Genomic DNA, 17,286 nt, shown 5'->3' on the forward strand with positions numbered 1-17,286 from the left:
GGGGGCGGAGCGCCGAGGGCGGGCGGGGCGCGCGCGGGACCGGAGCACGGCAGGATGGAGTCATGCGCATCGTGGTGACTGGTGGATCGGGAAAGCTCGGACGAACGGTGGTGCGCGAGCTCGCGGCATCCGGTCACGAGGTGGTCAATCTCGACCAGAACGGCGAGCGTGGGCCCGGGTTCCTGCGGGTCGACCTGAGCGACTTCGGCGCCGTGATCGACGCGATCGCCGGCCTGGCCGAGCAGCCCGACGGGCACGAGGATCGCGGCAACGTCGATGCCCTCGTTCACCTCGCCGCGGTGCCGGCCCCGGGCCTGGTCAGCGACGTGAGCACGTTCCACAACAACATGCTCGGCACCTTCAACGTCTTCTGGGCGGCGAAGCGTCTCGGCATCCGTCGCATCGTGTACGCATCGAGTGAGACCGTGCTCGGCCTCCCGTTCGACGTACCCCCGCCCTACATCCCTGTCGACGAGGAGTACCCGGCCCGCCCCGAAAGTGTCTACTCACTGGTGAAGCACCTGGAGGAGCAGCTGGCGATCGAGCTGGTGCGCTGGGACCCGGAGCTGTCGATCACGGCCCTGCGCTTCTCGAACGTGATGGACCCCGAGGACTACGCGGCCTTCCCGTCGTTCGACTCGGATGCGAGCGCACGCAAGTGGAACCTGTGGGGCTACATCGACGCCCGAGACGGCGCACAGGCGATCGAGCGCGCGCTGACGGCGGCCGGACCAGGATTCGACCGCTTCATCATCGCCGCCGCCGACACCGTGATGAGCCGGCCGAACGCTGAACTCGTGGCCGAGGTGTTCCCCGACGTGCCGGTGCACGGGGGTCTCGGGGAGAACGACACCCTGCTCTCGATCGCGAAGGCGCGGCGAGTGCTCGGCTTCGAGCCGCAGCACTCGTGGCGGGACCGCGTCTGACGCTTCGACCGCGGGCTTCGCCCGGGCCTCAGCGAGCGTGCGCAGGCGCGACAGCGTGCAGCGCGTCGACCGCAGGCTCCCCCGAGCCTCAGCGAGCGTGCGCGGGCGCGACAGCGTGCAGCGCGTCGACCATCGGGGCGAGCTCGGGCTGCTCGGCAGCGGTCGAGAGCACACGCTCCAGGGCCTCGTCGTGGATGGGCCGCGCCCGCTCGTAGAGCGCCTGCCCCGCAGCGGTCAGCTCGGTGTAGATGCCCCGCCTGTCATCGGCGCACAGGATGCGGGTCAGCAGCGCACGCTCCTCGAGGCGCGTCACGAGCCGGGTGGTCGCGCTGGCGCTGAGTGCCGCGGCACGAGCGAGCTGCTGCATCCGCATGTGCCAGCCGTCCTGGCGACTCAGCGCATCCAGCACCGTGTACTCGACGACGGAGACGCCGACGGATGCGGCCAGCGCGCGTTCCAACTCCGCTTCGATGAGCCCGTGCAGCGCCGCCAGCGTGCGCCAGCCCTGCGCGCGCACCTCGACTGCGTCGTCGGCGATGCCCATGGCAGTCCTCGATCCTCTCGTCGCAGTCGCCCGGCCGAACAGCCGGACGAAAGTAGTTGCTTGCGCGTTGTACTTGCATGTGCAACTATTTATACAACGCGTCTGCAACTACCAGCGTACGCGCATCACCGCAGAACACCTACCCCAGCACAGGAGTATTCGACAATGCCTGCAGGCTTGATCGCCCTCGCCATCGGCGGATTCGGCATCGGACTCACCGAGTTCGTCATCATGGGACTGCTCCCCGAGGTCGCGTCGACCTTCGGTGCGAGCGAGGCTGCCGCCGGATGGCTCATCTCCGGCTACGCGCTGGCGGTGGTTGTCGGCGCTCTCGGCATCACCGCCGCGACCATCCGGCTGCCCCGCAAGCCCGTTCTCATGGCGCTGCTCGTACTGTTCATCGCCGGTAACGCCCTGTCCGCCCTGGCCCCGAGCTACGGCGTCATGATGAGCGGGCGAGTCATCGCCGCCCTCTGCCACGGCGCCTTCTTCGGCATCGGCGCCGTCGTCGCCGCGAGCCTGGTGCCCGCCAACCGCCAGGCGGGCGCCGTCGCCATCATGTTCACGGGCCTCACAGCAGCGAACGTGCTCGGCGTCCCGTTCGGCACCTTCCTCGGTCAGCAGTTCGGCTGGCGCTCCACCTTCTGGGTGATCGCCGCCATCGGCGTCGTGGCGCTCATCGGGATCTGGCGGCTCGTGCCGGCCGCTGCTGCGGTTCCGGATGCCGCCGGTGGAGCATCCGTCCCCCAGAGGCCGAGCCTCCGCACCGAGCTCGGCGCGTTCCGCTCTGGCCAGGTGTGGCTGTCGCTGGCCGTCACCATCCTCGGATTCGGCGGCATGTTCGGTGCCTTCACCTACATCGCCTACACGCTCACCGAGGTGAGCGGCTTCGCTTCGACAACGGTGCCCTGGTTGCTCGTGCTCTTCGGCGCCGGCCTCGTCGTGGGCAACTGGCTCGGCGGACGGCTCGCCGACAGGTCGATCGACGGCACCCTGCTCGGCTTCCTCGCCGCGCTCACCATCGTGCTCGTGCTGTTCGCCGTGCTGGCCGCGAACCCCATCGCGACGATCGTGCTGCTCTTCCTCATGGGCGGCTTCGGCTTCGGAACCGTGCCCGGTCTGCAGACGCGCATCATGGGCTACGCCGCCGGCGCGCCGACACTCGCCTCGAGCGCCAACATCGCGGCGTTCAACCTCGGCAACGCCCTGGGCGCCTTCGCCGGCGGCCTCGCCATCACCGCCGGCCTCGGCTACACCTCTCCGCTCTGGGTCGGCGCCATCATCACAGCGGCAGCCGTGCTCGTGATGACCTTCGCAGCCATCGATGCCCGTCGAAAGACGCGCAGACTGGGTGACGCGGGCAACTCAGCGCAGGCGCCGACCCGGCCCACCGCAGCCCTCGTCTGAACGTCGGCGCACGGACCTCCCCACAGACCATTCCGCCGAATCCGGCACAACGAAAGGACCCCCTATGAGCGACATCCTCATGATCGTCACCGGCGCCACCAGCCTCACCCTGAGCGACGGCACCGAGCACCCCACGGGCTTCTGGGCCGAGGAGCTCGTCGTCGCGCACCGCGAGCTGAGCGCCGCGGGCCACACCATCACGATCGCGACGCCGGGCGGGGTCACCCCCACCGTCGACGCCGGAAGCCTCTCGGATGCCGGTGCCGGCGGAGCCGAGAAGGCCGCCGAGCTGCGCGACTACCTCGACGCGATCGCGCCGGAGCTGGCGGCATCCGTCGCTCTCGACGGCATCGACGTGTCGGCATACGACGCGGTCGTGCTTCCTGGCGGCCACGGCCCGATGACCGACCTCGCCTTCGATGCGACGACGGGACGCCTGCTCGACGAGGCGAACGCCGCCGGAACCATCATCGCTCCGTTCTGCCACGGCCCAGCCGCCCTGCTGTCCGCCGTCGGAGCCGACGGCGCGTTCGCCTTCGACGGACGCCGGCTCACGGTGTTCACCGACCACGAGGAGCTCACCGGCGGAACCGGCGAGAAGACGCCGTGGTTCGTCGAGACGCGCTTGCGCGAGGCCGGGGCGGTCGTCGAGACCGCCGCCGACTGGTCGAGCCACGTCGTGGTCGACGGCAACCTCATCAGCGGTCAGAACCCGCAGTCGAGCGCAGCGGTGGCGGCAGCCGTGGTGGAGGCGCTGGCGAAGGGCTGATCGGAGCCGTAGGGCGGGGGCGCGCGGTGAGGTGATCTCGATACGTGGCCTCGCTGCGCTCGGGCACTACTCGATCAGCGGGAGGGGCCACGCTCGGGCACTACTCGATCAGCGGGAGGAGCCGCGCTTGGGCACTACTCGATCAGCGGCGTGGGCAGCGGGCGGAGCGGAGCCCGGAGCTCAGTCGAAGAGCTCGCTGAGCCAGCTCTCCCGCTTCTTCTTGCGGTAGTAGCCCTGGTCGTCACGGCGGCGGTCGTCGTTCCCCCGCTGGTCGTACCCCCGCTGCTCATAGCCCTGCTGGCCGTGGGCCTGCACCGGCTGCTGCGCACCCCAGCTCGGCTGAGACTGCTGGCGTGCAGGCGGGGCCACTGCCGACGACCTGTAGTCCTGAGCCGCTCTGAGTTCGGCGCCAGCACGCTCGAGGATCTTGTCGAGCTCCCCGCGGTCGAGCCACACTCCGCGACAGGTGGGGCAGTAGTCGATCTCGACGCCACTGCGCTCGCTCATCACGAGCACGGACTGGTCATTCGGGCACTGCATCGAACGTCTCTCCTTCGTCGGGGTCTCCTCGACCCTAGGAACGATTTCTGAGCAGATCCCGGATGCCGCCCACGGACCGAACCGACCGGGCGATGAGGCGCGCAGGTGAAATGTGGGTCATTCCCCAGCGGTCGACGGGCTGCGTGTGCCATGATTCCGCCACGGTCCTGTGCGATGCCGTGGGCCCGAGGGGAGTGATCGATGGCGACATTCGGGGTGGAAGAGGAATTCATGTTCCTCGATCCGGAGACCCTCCGGCCCGTGGACGTCGGCACTCACGTGCACGAGTCGATGGCGGCGCAGGCCGAGTGGTCGCCGATCGTCAATCACGAGTACCTCGCGTCCCAGGTCGAGCACACCTCGGCGGTGTTCACGACGCTGGCCGAGGCATCCGCCGCCCTCGATCGCTTCCGCCGCGAGGTGGCCGAGAGGGCCGGCAACCTCGACGTGATCGCGGCGAGCGTCGGAATGCCGTTCCAGGCTCCCCTGTACCCGACCATCACGGAAGACGACCGCTACGAGCGCGTGGTGGCCGACTACCGCCAGATCATCGCCGACCACCAGATCAACGGCCTGCACATGCACGTGGGCATCGCCGACCGCGACGCCGGCGTCCGCGCCCTCAACCGGGTGCGACTGTGGATGCCGCTGCTGCAGGGCATGTGCGGCAATTCGCCGTTCTGGCGCGGAGTCGACACGGGCTTCGAGAGCTGGCGCGCCATCGTCATGCGTCGTTGGGCCGTGTCCGGATGCCCGCCCGCATTCACCGACGCCGCAGACTACGAGCGGCGGCTGCGCGACATCGTGGGGGTCGGCGGCACCTTCGACACCGGAATGGTCATGTGGAATGCGCGGCTCTCGGAGCACGTGCCCACCCTCGAGGTGCGGGTGTGCGACGCCCAGCTGACCACCGACGACACGCTTCTGCTCGTCGCCGTGGTGCGTGGGCTGGTCGCGACCGCCCTCGCCGAGGCCGATGAGACCAGCCCGTACGACGTGCATCCGGAGCTGCTCGACAACGCACTCTGGCAGTCCGCGCGCGACGGCCTGCGCGGCCGCCAGCTCGAGCCGATCTCGGGCACCATGATGGAGGCGCGGGCCGCGCTCGACGCCCTGCAGGCGTACATCGCCGACCAGCTCGAGGTCGAGGGCGACCGCGAGTTCGTCGCGACGGGCATCGCGAGGCTCCTGCGCGAGGGCACCGGCGCGCACCGGCAGCGCGCAGCACTGCATGCCGGGGGACCGGCCGGACTGGCCAGGTTGCTGCGCGAGAGCGTCACCGCTCCGGTGTGACCACTCGCACCACAACGAGAGAGTGCGCCGCGAGGGCGGTCGGAGACGCGTCAGCGGCATCCGTCGTCGGAAAACGCAGAAGCTCGGTACTCGTCACCGCCGCCTCGATCGGAGCCGGGACGTCGCCGAAGTTCACGGTGACGGCCACATCACCGCGTCTCATGGTGAGAACGGATGCCCCATGGACCTCCACCTGCGGAAGGTCGGCGCTCCGCAACGCCAGCACCGAGCGTCGTAGCCCGGCCAGTTCCCGATAGAGCGCGAGGAGCCGCGCATGTCGGCCATTCTCGGCCTCGCTCCAGTCGAGCACGGACCGCTTCAGCGTGTCGGGGTCCTGCGGGTCGGGCACCAGGTCGCGGTCCCAGCCCATGCGGGCGAACTCGGAGATGCGGCCGTTCACGACAGCAGCGCCGAGCTCCGGCTCGGGGTGCGAGGTGAAGTACTGCCAGGGCGTCGATGCCGCCCACTCCTCCCCCATGAACAGCATCGGCGTGAACGGGCCGAGCAGGGTGAGCGCCGCGGCGATTCCGAGCTGGCCGTCGTCGAGGGTCTCAGCGAGCCTGTCGCCCCGCGCCCTGTTTCCGATCTGGTCGTGATTCTGGTCGCTCACGACCAGCCGCCAGGGCGGCGTGACATCGAAGTCGATCGGTCGCCCGTGCTCACGCTCGCGGAACGACGACCAGGTGCCATCGTGGAAGAAACCCCTGGTAAGCACCTTCTTCAGCACGGCCAGTCCATCGAAGTCGGCGTAATAGCCGGTGACCTCACCGGTGAGCGCGACGTGCAGGGCGTGATGGAAGTCGTCGCTCCACTGCGCCGTGAGGCCGTAGCCGTCGGGGCGCGGCTCGATCATGACGGGGTCGTTGAGGTCGGACTCTGCGATGAGGTGCAGCGGGCGCGCGAGCGTTGCGGCGAGGGCATCCGTCGCGTCGGCGATCTCGGCGAGGATGTGCGTCTGGCTGGTGTCGTGGAGCGCGTGCACGGCGTCGAGTCGCAGTCCGTCGACACCGTAGTCGCGCAGCCAGAGCATGGCGTTGTCGATGATGTAGCGACGCACCTCCCCGGCGCCGGGTCCATCGAGGTTGAGCGCGCTCCCCCACGGGCCGTCCTGCTCGTGAAGGTACGGACCGTAGCGCGGCAGCACGTTCCCGCTCGGACCGAGGTGGTTGTAGACCACGTCCTGGATGACGCCGAGGCCGGCCGCGTGAGCAGCGTCGACGAAACGGCGATAGGCAGCAGGCCCGCCGTACGGCTCGTGCACCGCGAACCAGAGCACGCCGTCGTAGCCCCACCCGTGTTCGCCGTTGAAGGCGTTGACCGGCAGCAGCTCGATGAAGTCGACCCCGATGGAGCGCAGGTGGTCGAAGTGCCGGGCGGCCGCGTCGAGGGTGCCCTCCGGGGTGAAGGTCCCGAGGTGGAGTTCGTAGATGACGGCACCCTCGAGAGGGCGGCCGCGCCACCCATCGCTCGATCCCTCCGGGTCTCCATCGGCGCCGAGTCGATCCGTGCCGTGCAGGTCGAGGGTGCGCGACGGTCCGTGAACCCCCTGCGGCTGCCACAGCGACCGCGGATCCGCCAGCGGCCCCTCCCCATCGACGATGAAGCCGTAGTCGACGCCTTCGGCGACCTCGAACGGATGCCGCCACCAGCCGTCTTCGTCACGGGTCAGCGGCAGGTCCTCGCTGTCGAGGCGCAGAACCACGTCGCGGGCATCGGGCGCCCAGACCCCCAGCATCATCGGACGGCCCGATCGCCGGAGGACTGCACGGACCGCGGAGCCAGCAGGGCGACCGGGTAGTCGGCCAGGAGTTCTGCGAGGAGCACCTCGCCGCTCCATTCCCTGCCGCTGATCACATCGACGAGGACATCTTCCGGCAGCCTGAGGACGGTGCCGTTCCACCCGCCTGCGGCCGCCAGCCCCACCGGCAGCCTGGTCGCGACGGCGATGGCACCGCCGCGGTCGAACGCGACGACGTGGTCGGCGGCGGGTCCGTAGGCCGGCAGGCCGAGGTACCGGGTGAAGAGTTCGGGGTGATCGCGACGGAGGCGCAGGGCGCGCGAGGTGACGAGCAGTTTGGCGGCGCCCGAGTCGTCGACCGACGGCAGCCAGCCGTCGTCGAGGCGCGCGAGCAGGTCGCGGCGCATCCCGGCATCGACCGGACGGCGGTTGTCGGGGTCGACGAGGGAGAGCTCCCAGAGCTCGCTGCCCTGGTAGACGTCGGGGACTCCGGGTGCCGTCAACTGGACGAGCTTGGCTCCGAGCCCGTTCGTGAAGCCCGCTGCCGTGACCGCGTCGACGACGCCCTGCACGACGGCTGCGACGTCGTCGTCATCGAAGACCGCGTCGACGGCAGCGTGCACGCGGGCTTCGAATGCTGCATCCGGCGCCGTCCAGGTGGTCGAGGTTCCCGCCTCGCGCGCCGCCTTCTCCGCGTAGGCCTGCAGGCGCTCCCGTGACGCCGGCCAGGAACCGACGACGGCCTGCCACAGCAGGTTCTCGAACGCCACGTCTCCGAGCGGCAGCCTCTCGTGCAACTCGGCGAGCGCCTGCGTCCACCCGTCCGCCCACTCCGAGAGCACCGAGATGCGGGCGCGCACGTCCTCGCCACGCTTCGTGTCGTGAGTCGACAGGGTGGTGAGCGTGAGCGGATACGCCGCCTGCCGAACGACCTGGCGGGAGTGGAACTCGACGGGGTCGATCGAGAACTCGCTCGGGTCGGCGCCCACCTCGGTCAGCGAGGTCAGGCGGGTGTACCTGTAGAAGGCCGTGTCCTCGACGCCCTTCGCCATCACCATGCCGGAGGTCTGCTGGAAGCGCACCGCTGCCGGATGCCGCGGGTCGGCGAGTACGGCCGCCACGGCATCGAGGGCGGCACCGATGTCCGGCCGGCGCCGGCTCGCCTCGGCCCTGGCCTCGTCGAGGTGGCCGGCCCCGAACGGCAGGTAGGAGCGGTACACCGGGAAGCAGGCGAGGAGTTCGCCGAGCGCGTCGGCGCGGGCGTCGAGGTCGAAGCCGGCAGCCTCGAGCTCCGGCAGCAGCCGCGCGAGCCTCAGTACCTCCGCGTGCAGGATGCCGTCGGCGATGGCGCGCTTGGTGCCGTGGATGAGGTCGGGCCATGATGGCGACGCCGATGCCGCGGTCGGATCGAGCGCCGCCGTAGCCCGCTCGAGCTGGTGGCGCCCTGCCGGGTCGACGAACAGCCTGTCGACCTGGGCGAGGGCGTCGTAGCCGGTGGTGCCGACCGTCGCCCACTCCGGTGGCATGGACTCGTCGCCCTCGAGGATCTTCTCGACCCAGACCGGAGCGCCGTCGGTGAGGCGCGCGAGGTCGGCGAGATACCGCCCGGGGTCTGCGAGGCCGTCGGGGTGGTCGACGCGCAGGCCATCGGCCAGACCCTCGCGCACCCAGCGCCCGATCTCCCGGTGGGACTGCTCGAACACCCACGGAATCTCGACGCGGATGCCCGCGAGCGAGTTGACCGCGAAGAAGCGCCGGTAGTTCAGCTCGGCGTCTGCCCGACGCCAGTCGACGAGGGCGTAGTGCTGGCGGTCGAGGATCGCGCGGATGGCTGCGACGCCGGCGTCTCCACCGGTGTCTGGAAGCCCATCCAGGGAGCCCGGTGCGAGCGGGAACCTGTGGTCGTAGTAGACCAGCTCGGCGGCATCGACGTCGATGCTCATCGCGGCGAGCTCGTCGTCGCCGTCGCTGCGGAGCACGGGCAGCACCAGTCGACCGTCGGCGGCGTCCCAGTCGACGTCGAACGCCTCGGCGTAGCGGGACTCGCGACCATGCGCCAGGACGTCCCACCACCACACGTTCGCCGAGGGGGTCGCGACCCCGACGTGGTTCGGCACGATGTCGATGAGCACGCCGAGTCCCCGGGCCCTGGCCGCAGCAGCGAGACGGTCGAGCGCCGCGCCGCCACCGCGAGCCGGGTCCACCAGCGCGTGGTCGGTGACGTCGTAGCCGTGGTCTGAGCCGTCCTCGGCGGCGAGCAACGGCGAGAGGTAGATCCAGTCCGCTCCGAGATCCCGCACGTAGTCGACGACGGATGCGGCATCGTCGAGCGTGAACCCCGGCGTGATCTGCAGCCGGTAGGTGGATCGCGGCAGGCGCCTCGCCTGCGGCATCCGTTCACCCGATGTCGGATCCGATTCGTGCATGCGCTCCCCCTGCAGGCGTGACGGCGCCGGTGGCGTCACCGGCGTCACCTCAGGGTGCCACGAGTTCACCCGTGGGCGGCCCCCCTTGCGTGGACGGCCTCGATGATCTCCAGAACGCGCACGGAGTCCGCAGGGTCGACGGGAACCGGGGCATTCCGCAGCAGGGTGTCGGCCAGTGCCCGATAGAAGCCGGCGTAGTCGCCGCGATCGGTGGGCTCCCGACGCGTGGCTCCCTCGAGACCGAGTTCGCCCCACGCACTCCGGGGCTTCTCCCCGAAACCGGGGTCCGTGGGCGAACCGCCGGCCTTGAGCGCGGCCTCCTGCGGGTCGAGGCCCCACGTGGTGTAGCCGGCCTCGGATCCGAGCACACGGAAGCGCGGGCCGAACTGGGCTGCGAGCGAGCTCATCCAGAGGTGCGAGATCGTTCCCGAGGCGTGGGTGAGAGCCACGAACGCGTCGTCGTCGGCACCGGCCCCCGCGCGGAGCGTGCGCACCTCGGCGTACACGTCGACAACGGGGCCGAAGAGCGTGAGCGCCTGGTCGATGAGGTGGGTGCCCAGGTCGAAGAGGATTCCGCCCCCGGATGCGGCAGCCGTCGTCGACTTCCAGGTGGCCGGCGGAGTCGGCTTCCACCATTCGAACCGCGACTCGAACCGGCGTACCTCGCCGAGTTCTCCAGCATCGATGAGGCGGCGAAGCGTCAGGAAGTCGCCGTCCCAGCGGCGGTTCTGGAATACCGTCAGGGTGCCGGCGGATGCTGCGGCAGCGTCGATGAGCGCGCGCCCTTCGGCCGCGGTGACGGCGAAGGGCTTGTCGACGACGACCGAGAGCCCAGCGGCGAGCGCGGCCTCGGCAAGGGGAGCGTGCGTCTCGGGCGGGGAACCGATGACCACGAGATCGAGGTCGGCGGCCCGGGCGAGAACGTCGTCGGGGCTGTCGACGACGGTGGCATTCGGGTGCAGGCGCTCCGCCTCGGCGCGCCGCTCCGGGTTCGCGGTGACGACGACGTCGAGCGAGAACTCGTCGTTCGCGGCCAGGAACGGGGCGTGGAACACCCGCCCCGACGTGCCGAAGCCGATGACGGCGGTGCGGATGGGCTCAGTGGTGGTCATGACGCTCCTGTTCACTGCCGCGAGCGCGCGGCCTCTTCATGGATACCACGACGATTCAGCGCAGCTGCACCAGCTGCCGCACGTCGTCGTAGGGCAGCTCGTCGACGACGGCACTCACCCAGATCTCCTCGAGCGTGACGGCCCCGCGATAGGTGCTGAGGAACGCCGTGTCGGCGGCGTCGCGCCCCGTGGCGATGCGCACGAGGGACTGGCGGGGCGCCAGCGCCGTCGCGTCGACGACATGCCATGCCCCATCCACGTAGGCCTCGGCCACGGCGTGGAAGTCCATCGGATCGAGGCCCGGCGCGTAGACGGCCACCAGCCGCGCCGGAATGTCGAGGGCGCGCAGGAAGGCGATCACGAGGTGCGCATAATCGCGGCAGACGCCCCTGCGAGCGAGCAGGGTGCGCTCGGCGCCGTCTGTCGGCAGGCTCGAACCGGGAACGTAGGCGAGGTGGCTGCCCACCCACGAGCTGACGGCGTCGAGAGCCTCCACCCCCGTCAGTCCGCCGAACTCAGCAACAGCGGTCGGTCCGAGAGAGTCCGACTCGCAGTACCGGCTCGGCCGCAGGTAGGTGAGCAGTGAGCGCTCGGTGACGGCGAGGGGCTCGGCCTGCCCCGTCACTGTCACCGCGTAGTCGAGGGTGAGCTCGCCCGGCCCGGCCTCGAGGGCGTGGATGCGCGTTCCGTGACCGCTGATCACCTCGCGGGGTTCGACGCTCACCCCGTCGAGCCTCAGATCGAGCGTCTCGGTGCGCTCGTTACCCTCCGCGACCGCCACGATGAACGCGAGGTGCGCCGGGTCAAGGATCTGGAGGCGGAGGTGGGCGTTGGCTGTGCGCTGCATCTGAGGTCTCCTGCTCCGACGGGGACGGTGCCGACCGGCACGGTGGTCCTATCATCACAGCACCGAGCGTCAGCGCGAGACCGCGCGTCGGTTCAGGACCGTGCGTCAGCGCAGCGGAGAGCCCACCACGGTGAAGCCCGTCCCGCCCATGACACCCGAGAGCAACGGCCGGGCCTCGTCGATGGCCGCTCTGACCGAGGGCAGCTCGAGCGATGCCCGGTGAGCCTCCTCGGATTCCCAGAGCTCGGCCACGAACACCGTGTCCGGTTCGTCGTCGCTGACACCGACCTCGTAGAGGAGGCATCCGACCTCCCGCAGCGGGGCGCTGGGCCTGGTGAGCAGGGCCACGAGCTCGTCGCGACGGCCGGGGCGGGCACCGAGGGTGCCGATGTTCGCGTAGGTCATAGTCCATCTTCGCGCTGATCAGCGACCCGCCGCCGACCGACTTCGCGCAGCCGAGGGTCGGTGCGGGTCTTCGCAACCCCTCGACACCGACCGGTCGGCGGCCCTAGCGTCGCAGTATGGACAGCACGATGGCGTGCCTCACGGACTGGATGATGCGGCAACGCTGGTACGGCGGCAAGGGCCGCGTACCGCAGCTGCGCCGTCTGGGCGCGTGGGACCTGCCGAGCGATACCGAGGGCGTGCGCGTGCGCACGCTGCTCCTCATGGACGAAGCCGCACGTCCGGCGACCCTCTACCAGGTGCCGATCACGCTGCGGCACTCGCTGCTGCCCGGCGGCGGGCACAGGCTCATCGGACGCGTCGACTCGGGAGAGTACGCCTACGACGGCCCTTACGACCCGGTGTATGCGCGCGCCCTGCTCCGCATGATCGTCGGCGAGCAGACGGCGATCCCGGATGCCGTCGACGCTATCGGTCACAGTTCGCTTCCGGCCGCCCGCGCCGACAACCCTCGCCTGGACGACGCGTCGATGACGGCGACAGTGCTGAGCGGCGAACAGTCGAACACGTCGATCATCTACGAGGGACCCGGCGATCGTGTCAGCGTGATCTGCAAGGTGTTCCGGCAACTCCACCACGGCGACAACCCCGACGTCACCCTGCAGACCGCGCTCGCCGAGTCCGGCTCGCCGCATGTTCCGCGCAGTGTCGGCAACATCACCGGCGAGTGGGACGACGTGGGGCGAGCCTCCGGACGGGCCAGCGGCCACCTCGCCTTCGCGCAGGAGTTCCTGCCCGGCGTGCAGGACGCGTGGCGCTTCGCACTCGACGCCGCGGCATCCGGCGACGACTTCAGCGCCCCCGCGCACGACCTCGGCGTTGCGACAGCGGTCGTGCACAGCTCCCTCTCGCACCTGTTCCCGACCCGGCCGGCGAGCCCGGGCGACATGGTCGCCGTCACCATGAGCTGGTACCAGCGCCTCGCGATCGCACTGGCGGAGGTGCCGGAGATCGCGGCTCACCGGGCCGAGACCGAAGCGGTCTTCGAGGCCGCACAGGCCGTCCCCTGGCCTTCGATGCAGCGCATCCACGGCGACTTCCACCTGGGTCAGGTGTTGCAGGTTCCGGACCGCGGCTGGGTTCTCGTCGACTTCGAGGGCGAGCCGATGCGCCCCATGAACGAACGCGACCAGCCCGATCTCGTTCTGCGCGACATCGCCGGCATGCTCCGCTCCTTCGACTACGTGGCCGGCTCGACGAAGGCCGACCATCCCGAGCGCCGGGTATCGGAGCTGAAGGCGTGGTCGCACGACGCCCGCCGCGCGTTCGTCGATGGCTACATAGCGGCATCCGGCAACGATCTCCGTGAGCACCGTCAACTGCTCGACGCCTTCGAGCTCGACAAGGCCGTGTACGAGGCGGTCTACGAGACCCGCAACAGGCCGACGTGGGCGCCGATCCCGTTGATCGCCATCGAGAGACTGCTCTCACGCGGACGGATGCCGGAACCGGCCGACGTCGGCGGACGCCTGTAGCGTCGAGCCATGCGATTCACCTTCTCCGCGCCGCTCTGGGAGTGGCAGGCGCAGGCGAACTGGTATTTCGTCAGCCTGCCCGAGGAGATGGGCACGGACATCGCCGAGGTGCCGCGGATGGTGCGGGGCTTCGGGGCGGTGAAGGTACGGGTGCGCATCGGCGGATCCGACTGGTCGACCTCGATCTTCCCCTCGGACGGCACCTACGTGCTGCCGATCAAGAAGGCCGTGCGCACGGCAGAGGGCATCGAACCCGACGACGAGGTGAGCGTCGATCTCGAGGTGATCGACCTCTAGGAGTCGGGCCCGGCGTTCGTCCACCGAGCCCGACTGGGCCTACGCCGCTGAGGGCGTGGCGCGCTCGGCCTTGGCCAGGTTCGCGATGAGCTCATCGCGGGTCTGCCGGACCACGTACGCGGGCTGGTCGCGCTCGACGCGCCAGCTCTCCGAGAGCGGGCCGACGTTCACTGTGTCGAAGCCGACCTGGTCGTAGAGACGCTCGACGGCCTGTGCGGCGTCGTCGAAGTCGCTCGACGTGGCGAGAGCGCGGCGACCAGGGGTGCCGGCCGGAGTTCCGTCGGTGGTGATGTCGGCGGCCATGATGTGGTTGAAGCCCTTGGCGACGCGGCTCTGGGGAAGGTGGGCCTGCAGCATTCCGGAGACTGTGTCGATGCCGTCGTCGAGCGAGGCGATGTGGCCATCGCGCTCGAAGTAGTAGTTGTTGGTGTCGATCACGATCTTGCCGGCGAGCGGCTCGACCGGAACTGCGTCGAGGGCCTTGAGGGGCACCGTCACGACAGCGATGTCCGCTGCTGCGGCGGCATCCGTCGCCGTTGCCGCCTTGGCGTGGGGGCCGAGATCGGCGATGAGATCGCCGAGGGTCTCCGGCCCGCGTGAATTGCTGATGACCACGTCGTAGCCCGCCGCGATGGCCGCGCGAGCGACCTGGCTGCCGATGTGTCCTGCTCCGATGATTCCGATTGTCGTCATGTGGGTAGGCAAGACGTCCGGGCTGCCGTTTGTTCCCGTTCCCAGCCGATCCTGATGTGAGACGGCCGATCGGCGACGCTCGGTGTTCGGTTCCTGTGAAGTCAAGGGCATGCATCGGATGCCGGCCGTGCCACATGCTGGAAGCATCACGAGAAGCGAGGGGCGACATGAGCGACGACGCGAAGAACGATCCCGATGGCCAGGAGAAGCCCGACGGACTGGGTGGAGACGGCACAATCCCCAACCACCCGGGCGGCATCGGTGTGGGCGTGGGCGAGGAGTCCCACTTCAATCCGGAGGAGGATGCGCCGGAGACCGACCCGGATGAGCTCGGAGACGAGAAGCCGGATCACGCCTAGCCCGCTGGACGTGGGCTCGGAGCGCGCCTCGGCTGCGTAGCCCTCGCCGACGGATACGGCGACATCGAGCGCGACGGCCCGAGTTCAGCCGCGCCAGAAAAGAATTCGTCCGAGTCGGGAATAACATGCAGATGCATGGACTTATACCCCCGCATGGACACCACGACCACTCACCCCCAGTACATCGCCGGCACCTGGAAGCTCGACCCGGCCCACTCCGAGCTCTCGTTCTCGGTGCGCCACCTCGCCATCAGCAAGGTGCGCGGCTCGTTCGAGAACTTCGACGCCACCATCGTGACCGGGGAGAACCCCGCTGACACGACCATCGACGCCACCATCGAGGTGGCCTCGGTCAACACGAACCAGGCTCAGCGCGACGAGCACCTCCGCACGAGCGACTTCTTCAAGGTCGACGAGTTCCCCACCGCCACCTATGCGGCCAAGGACATCGCGATCGACGGCGACGACTTCACCGTCACCGGCGACCTGACCCTCCGCGGCGTCACCAAGCCCGTCACCCTGAAGGGCGAGTTCGGCGGCATCACCACCGATGGCTACGGCCAGACCAAGGCCGGAGCGTCAGCGACCGCCAAGTTCAACCGCAACGACTTCGGTGTCTCGTGGAACGCAGCCGTCGAGGCCGGCGGCCTGACGCTCGGTGACGAGATCACCCTGAACGCCGAGATCCAGGTCGTTCTGCAGAAGTAGGTCCACCCTCACTTCCCAGCTCGAAAGCGGGCGGCACCGGTCACCGGTGCCGCCCGCTTCTCTGTGATCGGCCACCGGCACAGGCCGGGCAGAATGGACGCATGTCAACGGAGCCCATCACGATCGACATCGACGGCACGACGGTGTCCGGCGCCTACGCCCGCCCCGAGAGCGCCTGGGCCACCGTGGTGGTGGCCCATGGAGCCGGGTCGGGGTACGAGCATCCGTTCCTCGTCGGCTTCGCCGAAGCCCTCGCCGCCGAGGGCGTCGCCACCCTGCGGTTCAACTTCGCCTATCGCGAGGCCGGCCGCAGTTTCCCCGACAGGCCGCCGGCGGCCATCGCCGCCTGGCGCGCCGCGCTGACCTTCGCTCAGCAACGGGCGCGCGACGCCGCCTCCCCTGACGAGCCGGTCTGGGCGGCGGGCAAGTCCTTCGGCGGCCGGATGGCGTCGATGGCCGTGGCGGAAGGAATGGAGCCGGCCGGGCTCGTCTTCCTCGGGTACCCGCTGCACCCGCCCGGTCGTCCTGAGAAGATCCGCGACGCTCACCTCTACGGCCTCACCCTGCCGATGCTCTTCGTGGAAGGGACCCGTGATCCCTTCATCGGTGTCGATCTGCTCGAGTCCGTCGTCGAGCGCATCGGTCGGAACGCCTCGATCTCGTGGATCGACGGCGGAACCCACGACTTCGCCGTGGCAGGCACCAAGCGCCCGGCCGACGTGATCGGCGCCTCGCTGGCGACGATCGTCGCCGACTACATGCGCGCACAGGCATGAATCGATGTCTGGGAGCGATGGAGGCCCCGGTACGGACGCCCGAGCCGGCCCGAGCCCCGTGCCTGTCAAGGGGTTCGGGGTTTCCGGTCGCCGCCCAGCGGGAAGCCCTACGCTGGGTGCCATGACGAAGAGCGCCAGAGAGCCCATCTACAGCGCGGCCATCACGGCCGGTCGGGGGCTCTTCGGCTTCTGGAGACTGAAACGCCACGTGACCGGCATCGAGAACCTGCCGCGAGACGGAGGCGCTGTGCTCGCGATCACGCACTTCGGTTACCTCGACTTCGCGCTCACCGAGTGGGTCGCCTGGTTGAGCACGCACCGCCGCGTCCGCTTCATGGCGAAGAAGAGCGTCTTCCAGAAGCCCGTCGTCGGATGGCTCATGCGCGGCATGCGCCACATCAGCGTCGACATGCAGGCCGGCGCAGCCGCCTACGCCGACGCCGTCACGGCTCTCCGCACCGGCGAGCTCATCGGCGTGTTCCCCGAGGCCGGCGTGAGCGCGTCGTTCCTGGTGCGCGAGTTCAAGACCGGGGCCGTACGTCTGGCCGCCGAGGCCGGTGTTCCGATCATTCCGGTGGCCGTCTGGGGCGGACACCGCCTCATGACGAAGCGCCACAAGGTGAAGTTCTCCGAGCGGTTCGGCGTTCCCGTCTCCTTCGCCTTCGGCGCACCGATCACGGCTCACGCCGACGACGACCCGCGCGTGGCGACCGAGCAGCTGCGCACCACCATGCAGGGCATGGTCGACCGGCTGCAGAGCAGCTACCCCGTCAGCGGAGCCGGCCAGTGGTGGCAGCCCCAGCACCTGGGCGGCACGGCGCCGACGGTGGCCGAGGCCCAGGCCGCCGATGAGGCTCGCGACGCTGCCAGGGCCGCCCGTGCGGCGACGACGGCGCCGGACTGACCGACAG

General features: G+C 69.8%; 18 protein-coding genes. 10 read left to right on the forward strand and 8 right to left on the reverse strand.

The window, feature by feature from the left end; translation table 11 throughout:
* The first annotated feature begins 62 nt into the window (after nt 1–62).
* The gene (locus tag ASC59_RS10385) at nt 63–926 is read left to right on the forward strand and encodes an NAD-dependent epimerase/dehydratase family protein (RefSeq protein ID WP_055821802.1); all 864 of its coding nucleotides are present in this window, start codon (nt 63–65) and stop codon (nt 924–926) included.
* An 88-nt stretch (nt 927–1,014) separates the two neighbouring features.
* Here ASC59_RS10385 and ASC59_RS10390 read toward each other — a convergent pair whose 3' ends face one another.
* Nucleotides 1,015–1,470, reverse strand: a complete 456-nt coding sequence (locus ASC59_RS10390) for a MarR family winged helix-turn-helix transcriptional regulator (protein ID WP_055821805.1) — start codon at nt 1,468–1,470, stop codon at nt 1,015–1,017.
* A 165-nt stretch (nt 1,471–1,635) separates the two neighbouring features.
* Between ASC59_RS10390 and ASC59_RS10395 the strand changes: the two genes are divergently transcribed.
* Both ASC59_RS10395 and ASC59_RS10400 read left to right on the forward strand, forming a co-directional pair.
* Nucleotides 1,636–2,877, forward strand: coding sequence for an MFS transporter (locus ASC59_RS10395; protein ID WP_055821808.1), 1,242 nt, complete (start codon nt 1,636–1,638; stop codon nt 2,875–2,877).
* Between the two features lie 64 nt (nt 2,878–2,941).
* Nucleotides 2,942–3,646, forward strand: a complete 705-nt coding sequence (locus ASC59_RS10400) for a type 1 glutamine amidotransferase domain-containing protein (RefSeq protein ID WP_055821811.1) — start codon at nt 2,942–2,944, stop codon at nt 3,644–3,646.
* 180 nt (nt 3,647–3,826) lie between these two features.
* Here ASC59_RS10400 and ASC59_RS10405 read toward each other — a convergent pair whose 3' ends face one another.
* Nucleotides 3,827–4,186, reverse strand: coding sequence for a TFIIB-type zinc ribbon-containing protein (locus tag ASC59_RS10405; protein WP_055821814.1), 360 nt, complete (start codon nt 4,184–4,186; stop codon nt 3,827–3,829).
* A 201-nt stretch (nt 4,187–4,387) separates the two neighbouring features.
* On the opposite strand from ASC59_RS10405, the gene ASC59_RS10410 reads away from it, so the two are divergent.
* Complete coding sequence (locus tag ASC59_RS10410; protein ID WP_082513521.1) at nt 4,388–5,479, forward strand: carboxylate-amine ligase; 1,092 nt, start codon at nt 4,388–4,390, stop codon at nt 5,477–5,479.
* On the opposite strand, the gene treZ is transcribed toward ASC59_RS10410, so the two are convergent.
* The 5 genes from treZ to ASC59_RS10435 form a co-directional block, all read right to left on the reverse strand.
* Nucleotides 5,463–7,217 (reverse strand): malto-oligosyltrehalose trehalohydrolase, encoded by a 1,755-nt coding sequence (gene treZ, locus ASC59_RS10415; protein WP_055821820.1) that lies wholly within the window; start codon nt 7,215–7,217, stop codon nt 5,463–5,465. The two genes, ASC59_RS10410 and treZ, sit on opposite strands and share 17 nt — an antisense overlap.
* Complete coding sequence (treY, locus tag ASC59_RS10420; protein ID WP_235492654.1) at nt 7,214–9,643, reverse strand: malto-oligosyltrehalose synthase; 2,430 nt, start codon at nt 9,641–9,643, stop codon at nt 7,214–7,216. The genes treZ and treY overlap by 4 nt, the downstream gene beginning before the upstream one ends.
* 65 nt (nt 9,644–9,708) lie before the next feature.
* Nucleotides 9,709–10,755, reverse strand: coding sequence for a Gfo/Idh/MocA family protein (locus ASC59_RS10425; RefSeq protein WP_055821823.1), 1,047 nt, complete (start codon nt 10,753–10,755; stop codon nt 9,709–9,711).
* A 55-nt stretch (nt 10,756–10,810) separates the two neighbouring features.
* On the reverse strand, nt 10,811–11,602 hold the full coding sequence (locus tag ASC59_RS10430) for a transglutaminase-like domain-containing protein (protein WP_055821826.1): 792 nt from the start codon (nt 11,600–11,602) through the stop codon (nt 10,811–10,813).
* A 105-nt stretch (nt 11,603–11,707) separates the two neighbouring features.
* Nucleotides 11,708–12,007, reverse strand: a complete 300-nt coding sequence (locus tag ASC59_RS10435; RefSeq protein WP_055821828.1) for a putative quinol monooxygenase — start codon at nt 12,005–12,007, stop codon at nt 11,708–11,710.
* Between the two features lie 116 nt (nt 12,008–12,123).
* Here ASC59_RS10435 and ASC59_RS10440 point away from each other — a divergent pair, with 116 nt between their 5' ends.
* The gene (locus ASC59_RS10440) at nt 12,124–13,542 is read left to right on the forward strand and encodes a maltokinase N-terminal cap-like domain-containing protein (protein WP_055821832.1); all 1,419 of its coding nucleotides are present in this window, start codon (nt 12,124–12,126) and stop codon (nt 13,540–13,542) included.
* A gap of 9 nt (nt 13,543–13,551) precedes the next feature.
* Nucleotides 13,552–13,839 (forward strand): DUF1905 domain-containing protein, encoded by a 288-nt coding sequence (locus ASC59_RS10445; protein WP_055821835.1) that lies wholly within the window; start codon nt 13,552–13,554, stop codon nt 13,837–13,839.
* Nucleotides 13,840–13,878: 39 nt separating this feature from the next.
* Here the strand turns inward: ASC59_RS10445 and ASC59_RS10450 are convergent, their stop codons facing one another.
* Entirely contained in the window at nt 13,879–14,532 is a 654-nt protein-coding gene (locus ASC59_RS10450; RefSeq protein WP_055821837.1) for an NADPH-dependent F420 reductase, read from the reverse strand.
* A gap of 167 nt (nt 14,533–14,699) precedes the next feature.
* On the opposite strand from ASC59_RS10450, the gene ASC59_RS10455 reads away from it, so the two are divergent.
* From ASC59_RS10455 to ASC59_RS10470, 4 genes are all read left to right on the forward strand, one after another.
* Nucleotides 14,700–14,891 (forward strand): hypothetical protein, encoded by a 192-nt coding sequence (locus ASC59_RS10455; RefSeq protein WP_082513522.1) that lies wholly within the window; start codon nt 14,700–14,702, stop codon nt 14,889–14,891.
* 135 nt (nt 14,892–15,026) lie between these two features.
* Nucleotides 15,027–15,599 (forward strand): YceI family protein, encoded by a 573-nt coding sequence (locus ASC59_RS10460; protein WP_235492656.1) that lies wholly within the window; start codon nt 15,027–15,029, stop codon nt 15,597–15,599.
* A gap of 101 nt (nt 15,600–15,700) precedes the next feature.
* Nucleotides 15,701–16,375 carry an alpha/beta hydrolase family protein gene (locus tag ASC59_RS10465; protein ID WP_055821847.1) on the forward strand — a complete coding sequence of 225 codons (675 nt, stop codon included), beginning with the start codon at nt 15,701–15,703 and terminating at the stop codon, nt 16,373–16,375.
* Nucleotides 16,376–16,496: 121 nt separating this feature from the next.
* Nucleotides 16,497–17,279, forward strand: a complete 783-nt coding sequence (locus ASC59_RS10470) for a lysophospholipid acyltransferase family protein (protein WP_055821849.1) — start codon at nt 16,497–16,499, stop codon at nt 17,277–17,279.
* The last annotated feature ends 7 nt before the right edge of the window (nt 17,280–17,286 follow it).

Source organism: Leifsonia sp. Root1293 (genome assembly GCF_001425325.1).
Classification (GTDB): Bacteria; Actinomycetota; Actinomycetes; order Actinomycetales; family Microbacteriaceae; genus Orlajensenia.

Excerpts from the sequence above, each read along its gene's own strand:
- ASC59_RS10450 (WP_055821837.1), bottom strand. The coding sequence starts at position 14,532 with ATGACGACAATCGGAATCATCGGAGCAGGACACATCGGCAGCCAGGTC.
- ASC59_RS10410 (WP_082513521.1), top strand. The coding sequence starts at position 4,388 with ATGGCGACATTCGGGGTGGAAGAGGAATTCATGTTCCTCGATCCGGAG.
- treZ (WP_055821820.1), bottom strand. The coding sequence starts at position 7,217 with ATGATGCTGGGGGTCTGGGCGCCCGATGCCCGCGACGTGGTTCTGCGC.
- ASC59_RS10405 (WP_055821814.1), bottom strand. The coding sequence starts at position 4,186 with ATGCAGTGCCCGAATGACCAGTCCGTGCTCGTGATGAGCGAGCGCAGT.
- ASC59_RS10395 (WP_055821808.1), top strand. The coding sequence starts at position 1,636 with ATGCCTGCAGGCTTGATCGCCCTCGCCATCGGCGGATTCGGCATCGGA.
- ASC59_RS10445 (WP_055821835.1), top strand. The coding sequence starts at position 13,552 with ATGCGATTCACCTTCTCCGCGCCGCTCTGGGAGTGGCAGGCGCAGGCG.
- ASC59_RS10390 (WP_055821805.1), bottom strand. The coding sequence starts at position 1,470 with ATGGGCATCGCCGACGACGCAGTCGAGGTGCGCGCGCAGGGCTGGCGC.
- ASC59_RS10425 (WP_055821823.1), bottom strand. The coding sequence starts at position 10,755 with ATGACCACCACTGAGCCCATCCGCACCGCCGTCATCGGCTTCGGCACG.
- ASC59_RS10470 (WP_055821849.1), top strand. The coding sequence starts at position 16,497 with ATGACGAAGAGCGCCAGAGAGCCCATCTACAGCGCGGCCATCACGGCC.
- ASC59_RS10400 (WP_055821811.1), top strand. The coding sequence starts at position 2,942 with ATGAGCGACATCCTCATGATCGTCACCGGCGCCACCAGCCTCACCCTG.
- ASC59_RS10455 (WP_082513522.1), top strand. The coding sequence starts at position 14,700 with ATGAGCGACGACGCGAAGAACGATCCCGATGGCCAGGAGAAGCCCGAC.
- ASC59_RS10465 (WP_055821847.1), top strand. The coding sequence starts at position 15,701 with ATGTCAACGGAGCCCATCACGATCGACATCGACGGCACGACGGTGTCC.
- ASC59_RS10460 (WP_235492656.1), top strand. The coding sequence starts at position 15,027 with ATGGACTTATACCCCCGCATGGACACCACGACCACTCACCCCCAGTAC.
- treY (WP_235492654.1), bottom strand. The coding sequence starts at position 9,643 with ATGCACGAATCGGATCCGACATCGGGTGAACGGATGCCGCAGGCGAGG.
- ASC59_RS10440 (WP_055821832.1), top strand. The coding sequence starts at position 12,124 with ATGGACAGCACGATGGCGTGCCTCACGGACTGGATGATGCGGCAACGC.
- ASC59_RS10430 (WP_055821826.1), bottom strand. The coding sequence starts at position 11,602 with ATGCAGCGCACAGCCAACGCCCACCTCCGCCTCCAGATCCTTGACCCG.
- ASC59_RS10385 (WP_055821802.1), top strand. The coding sequence starts at position 63 with ATGCGCATCGTGGTGACTGGTGGATCGGGAAAGCTCGGACGAACGGTG.
- ASC59_RS10435 (WP_055821828.1), bottom strand. The coding sequence starts at position 12,007 with ATGACCTACGCGAACATCGGCACCCTCGGTGCCCGCCCCGGCCGTCGC.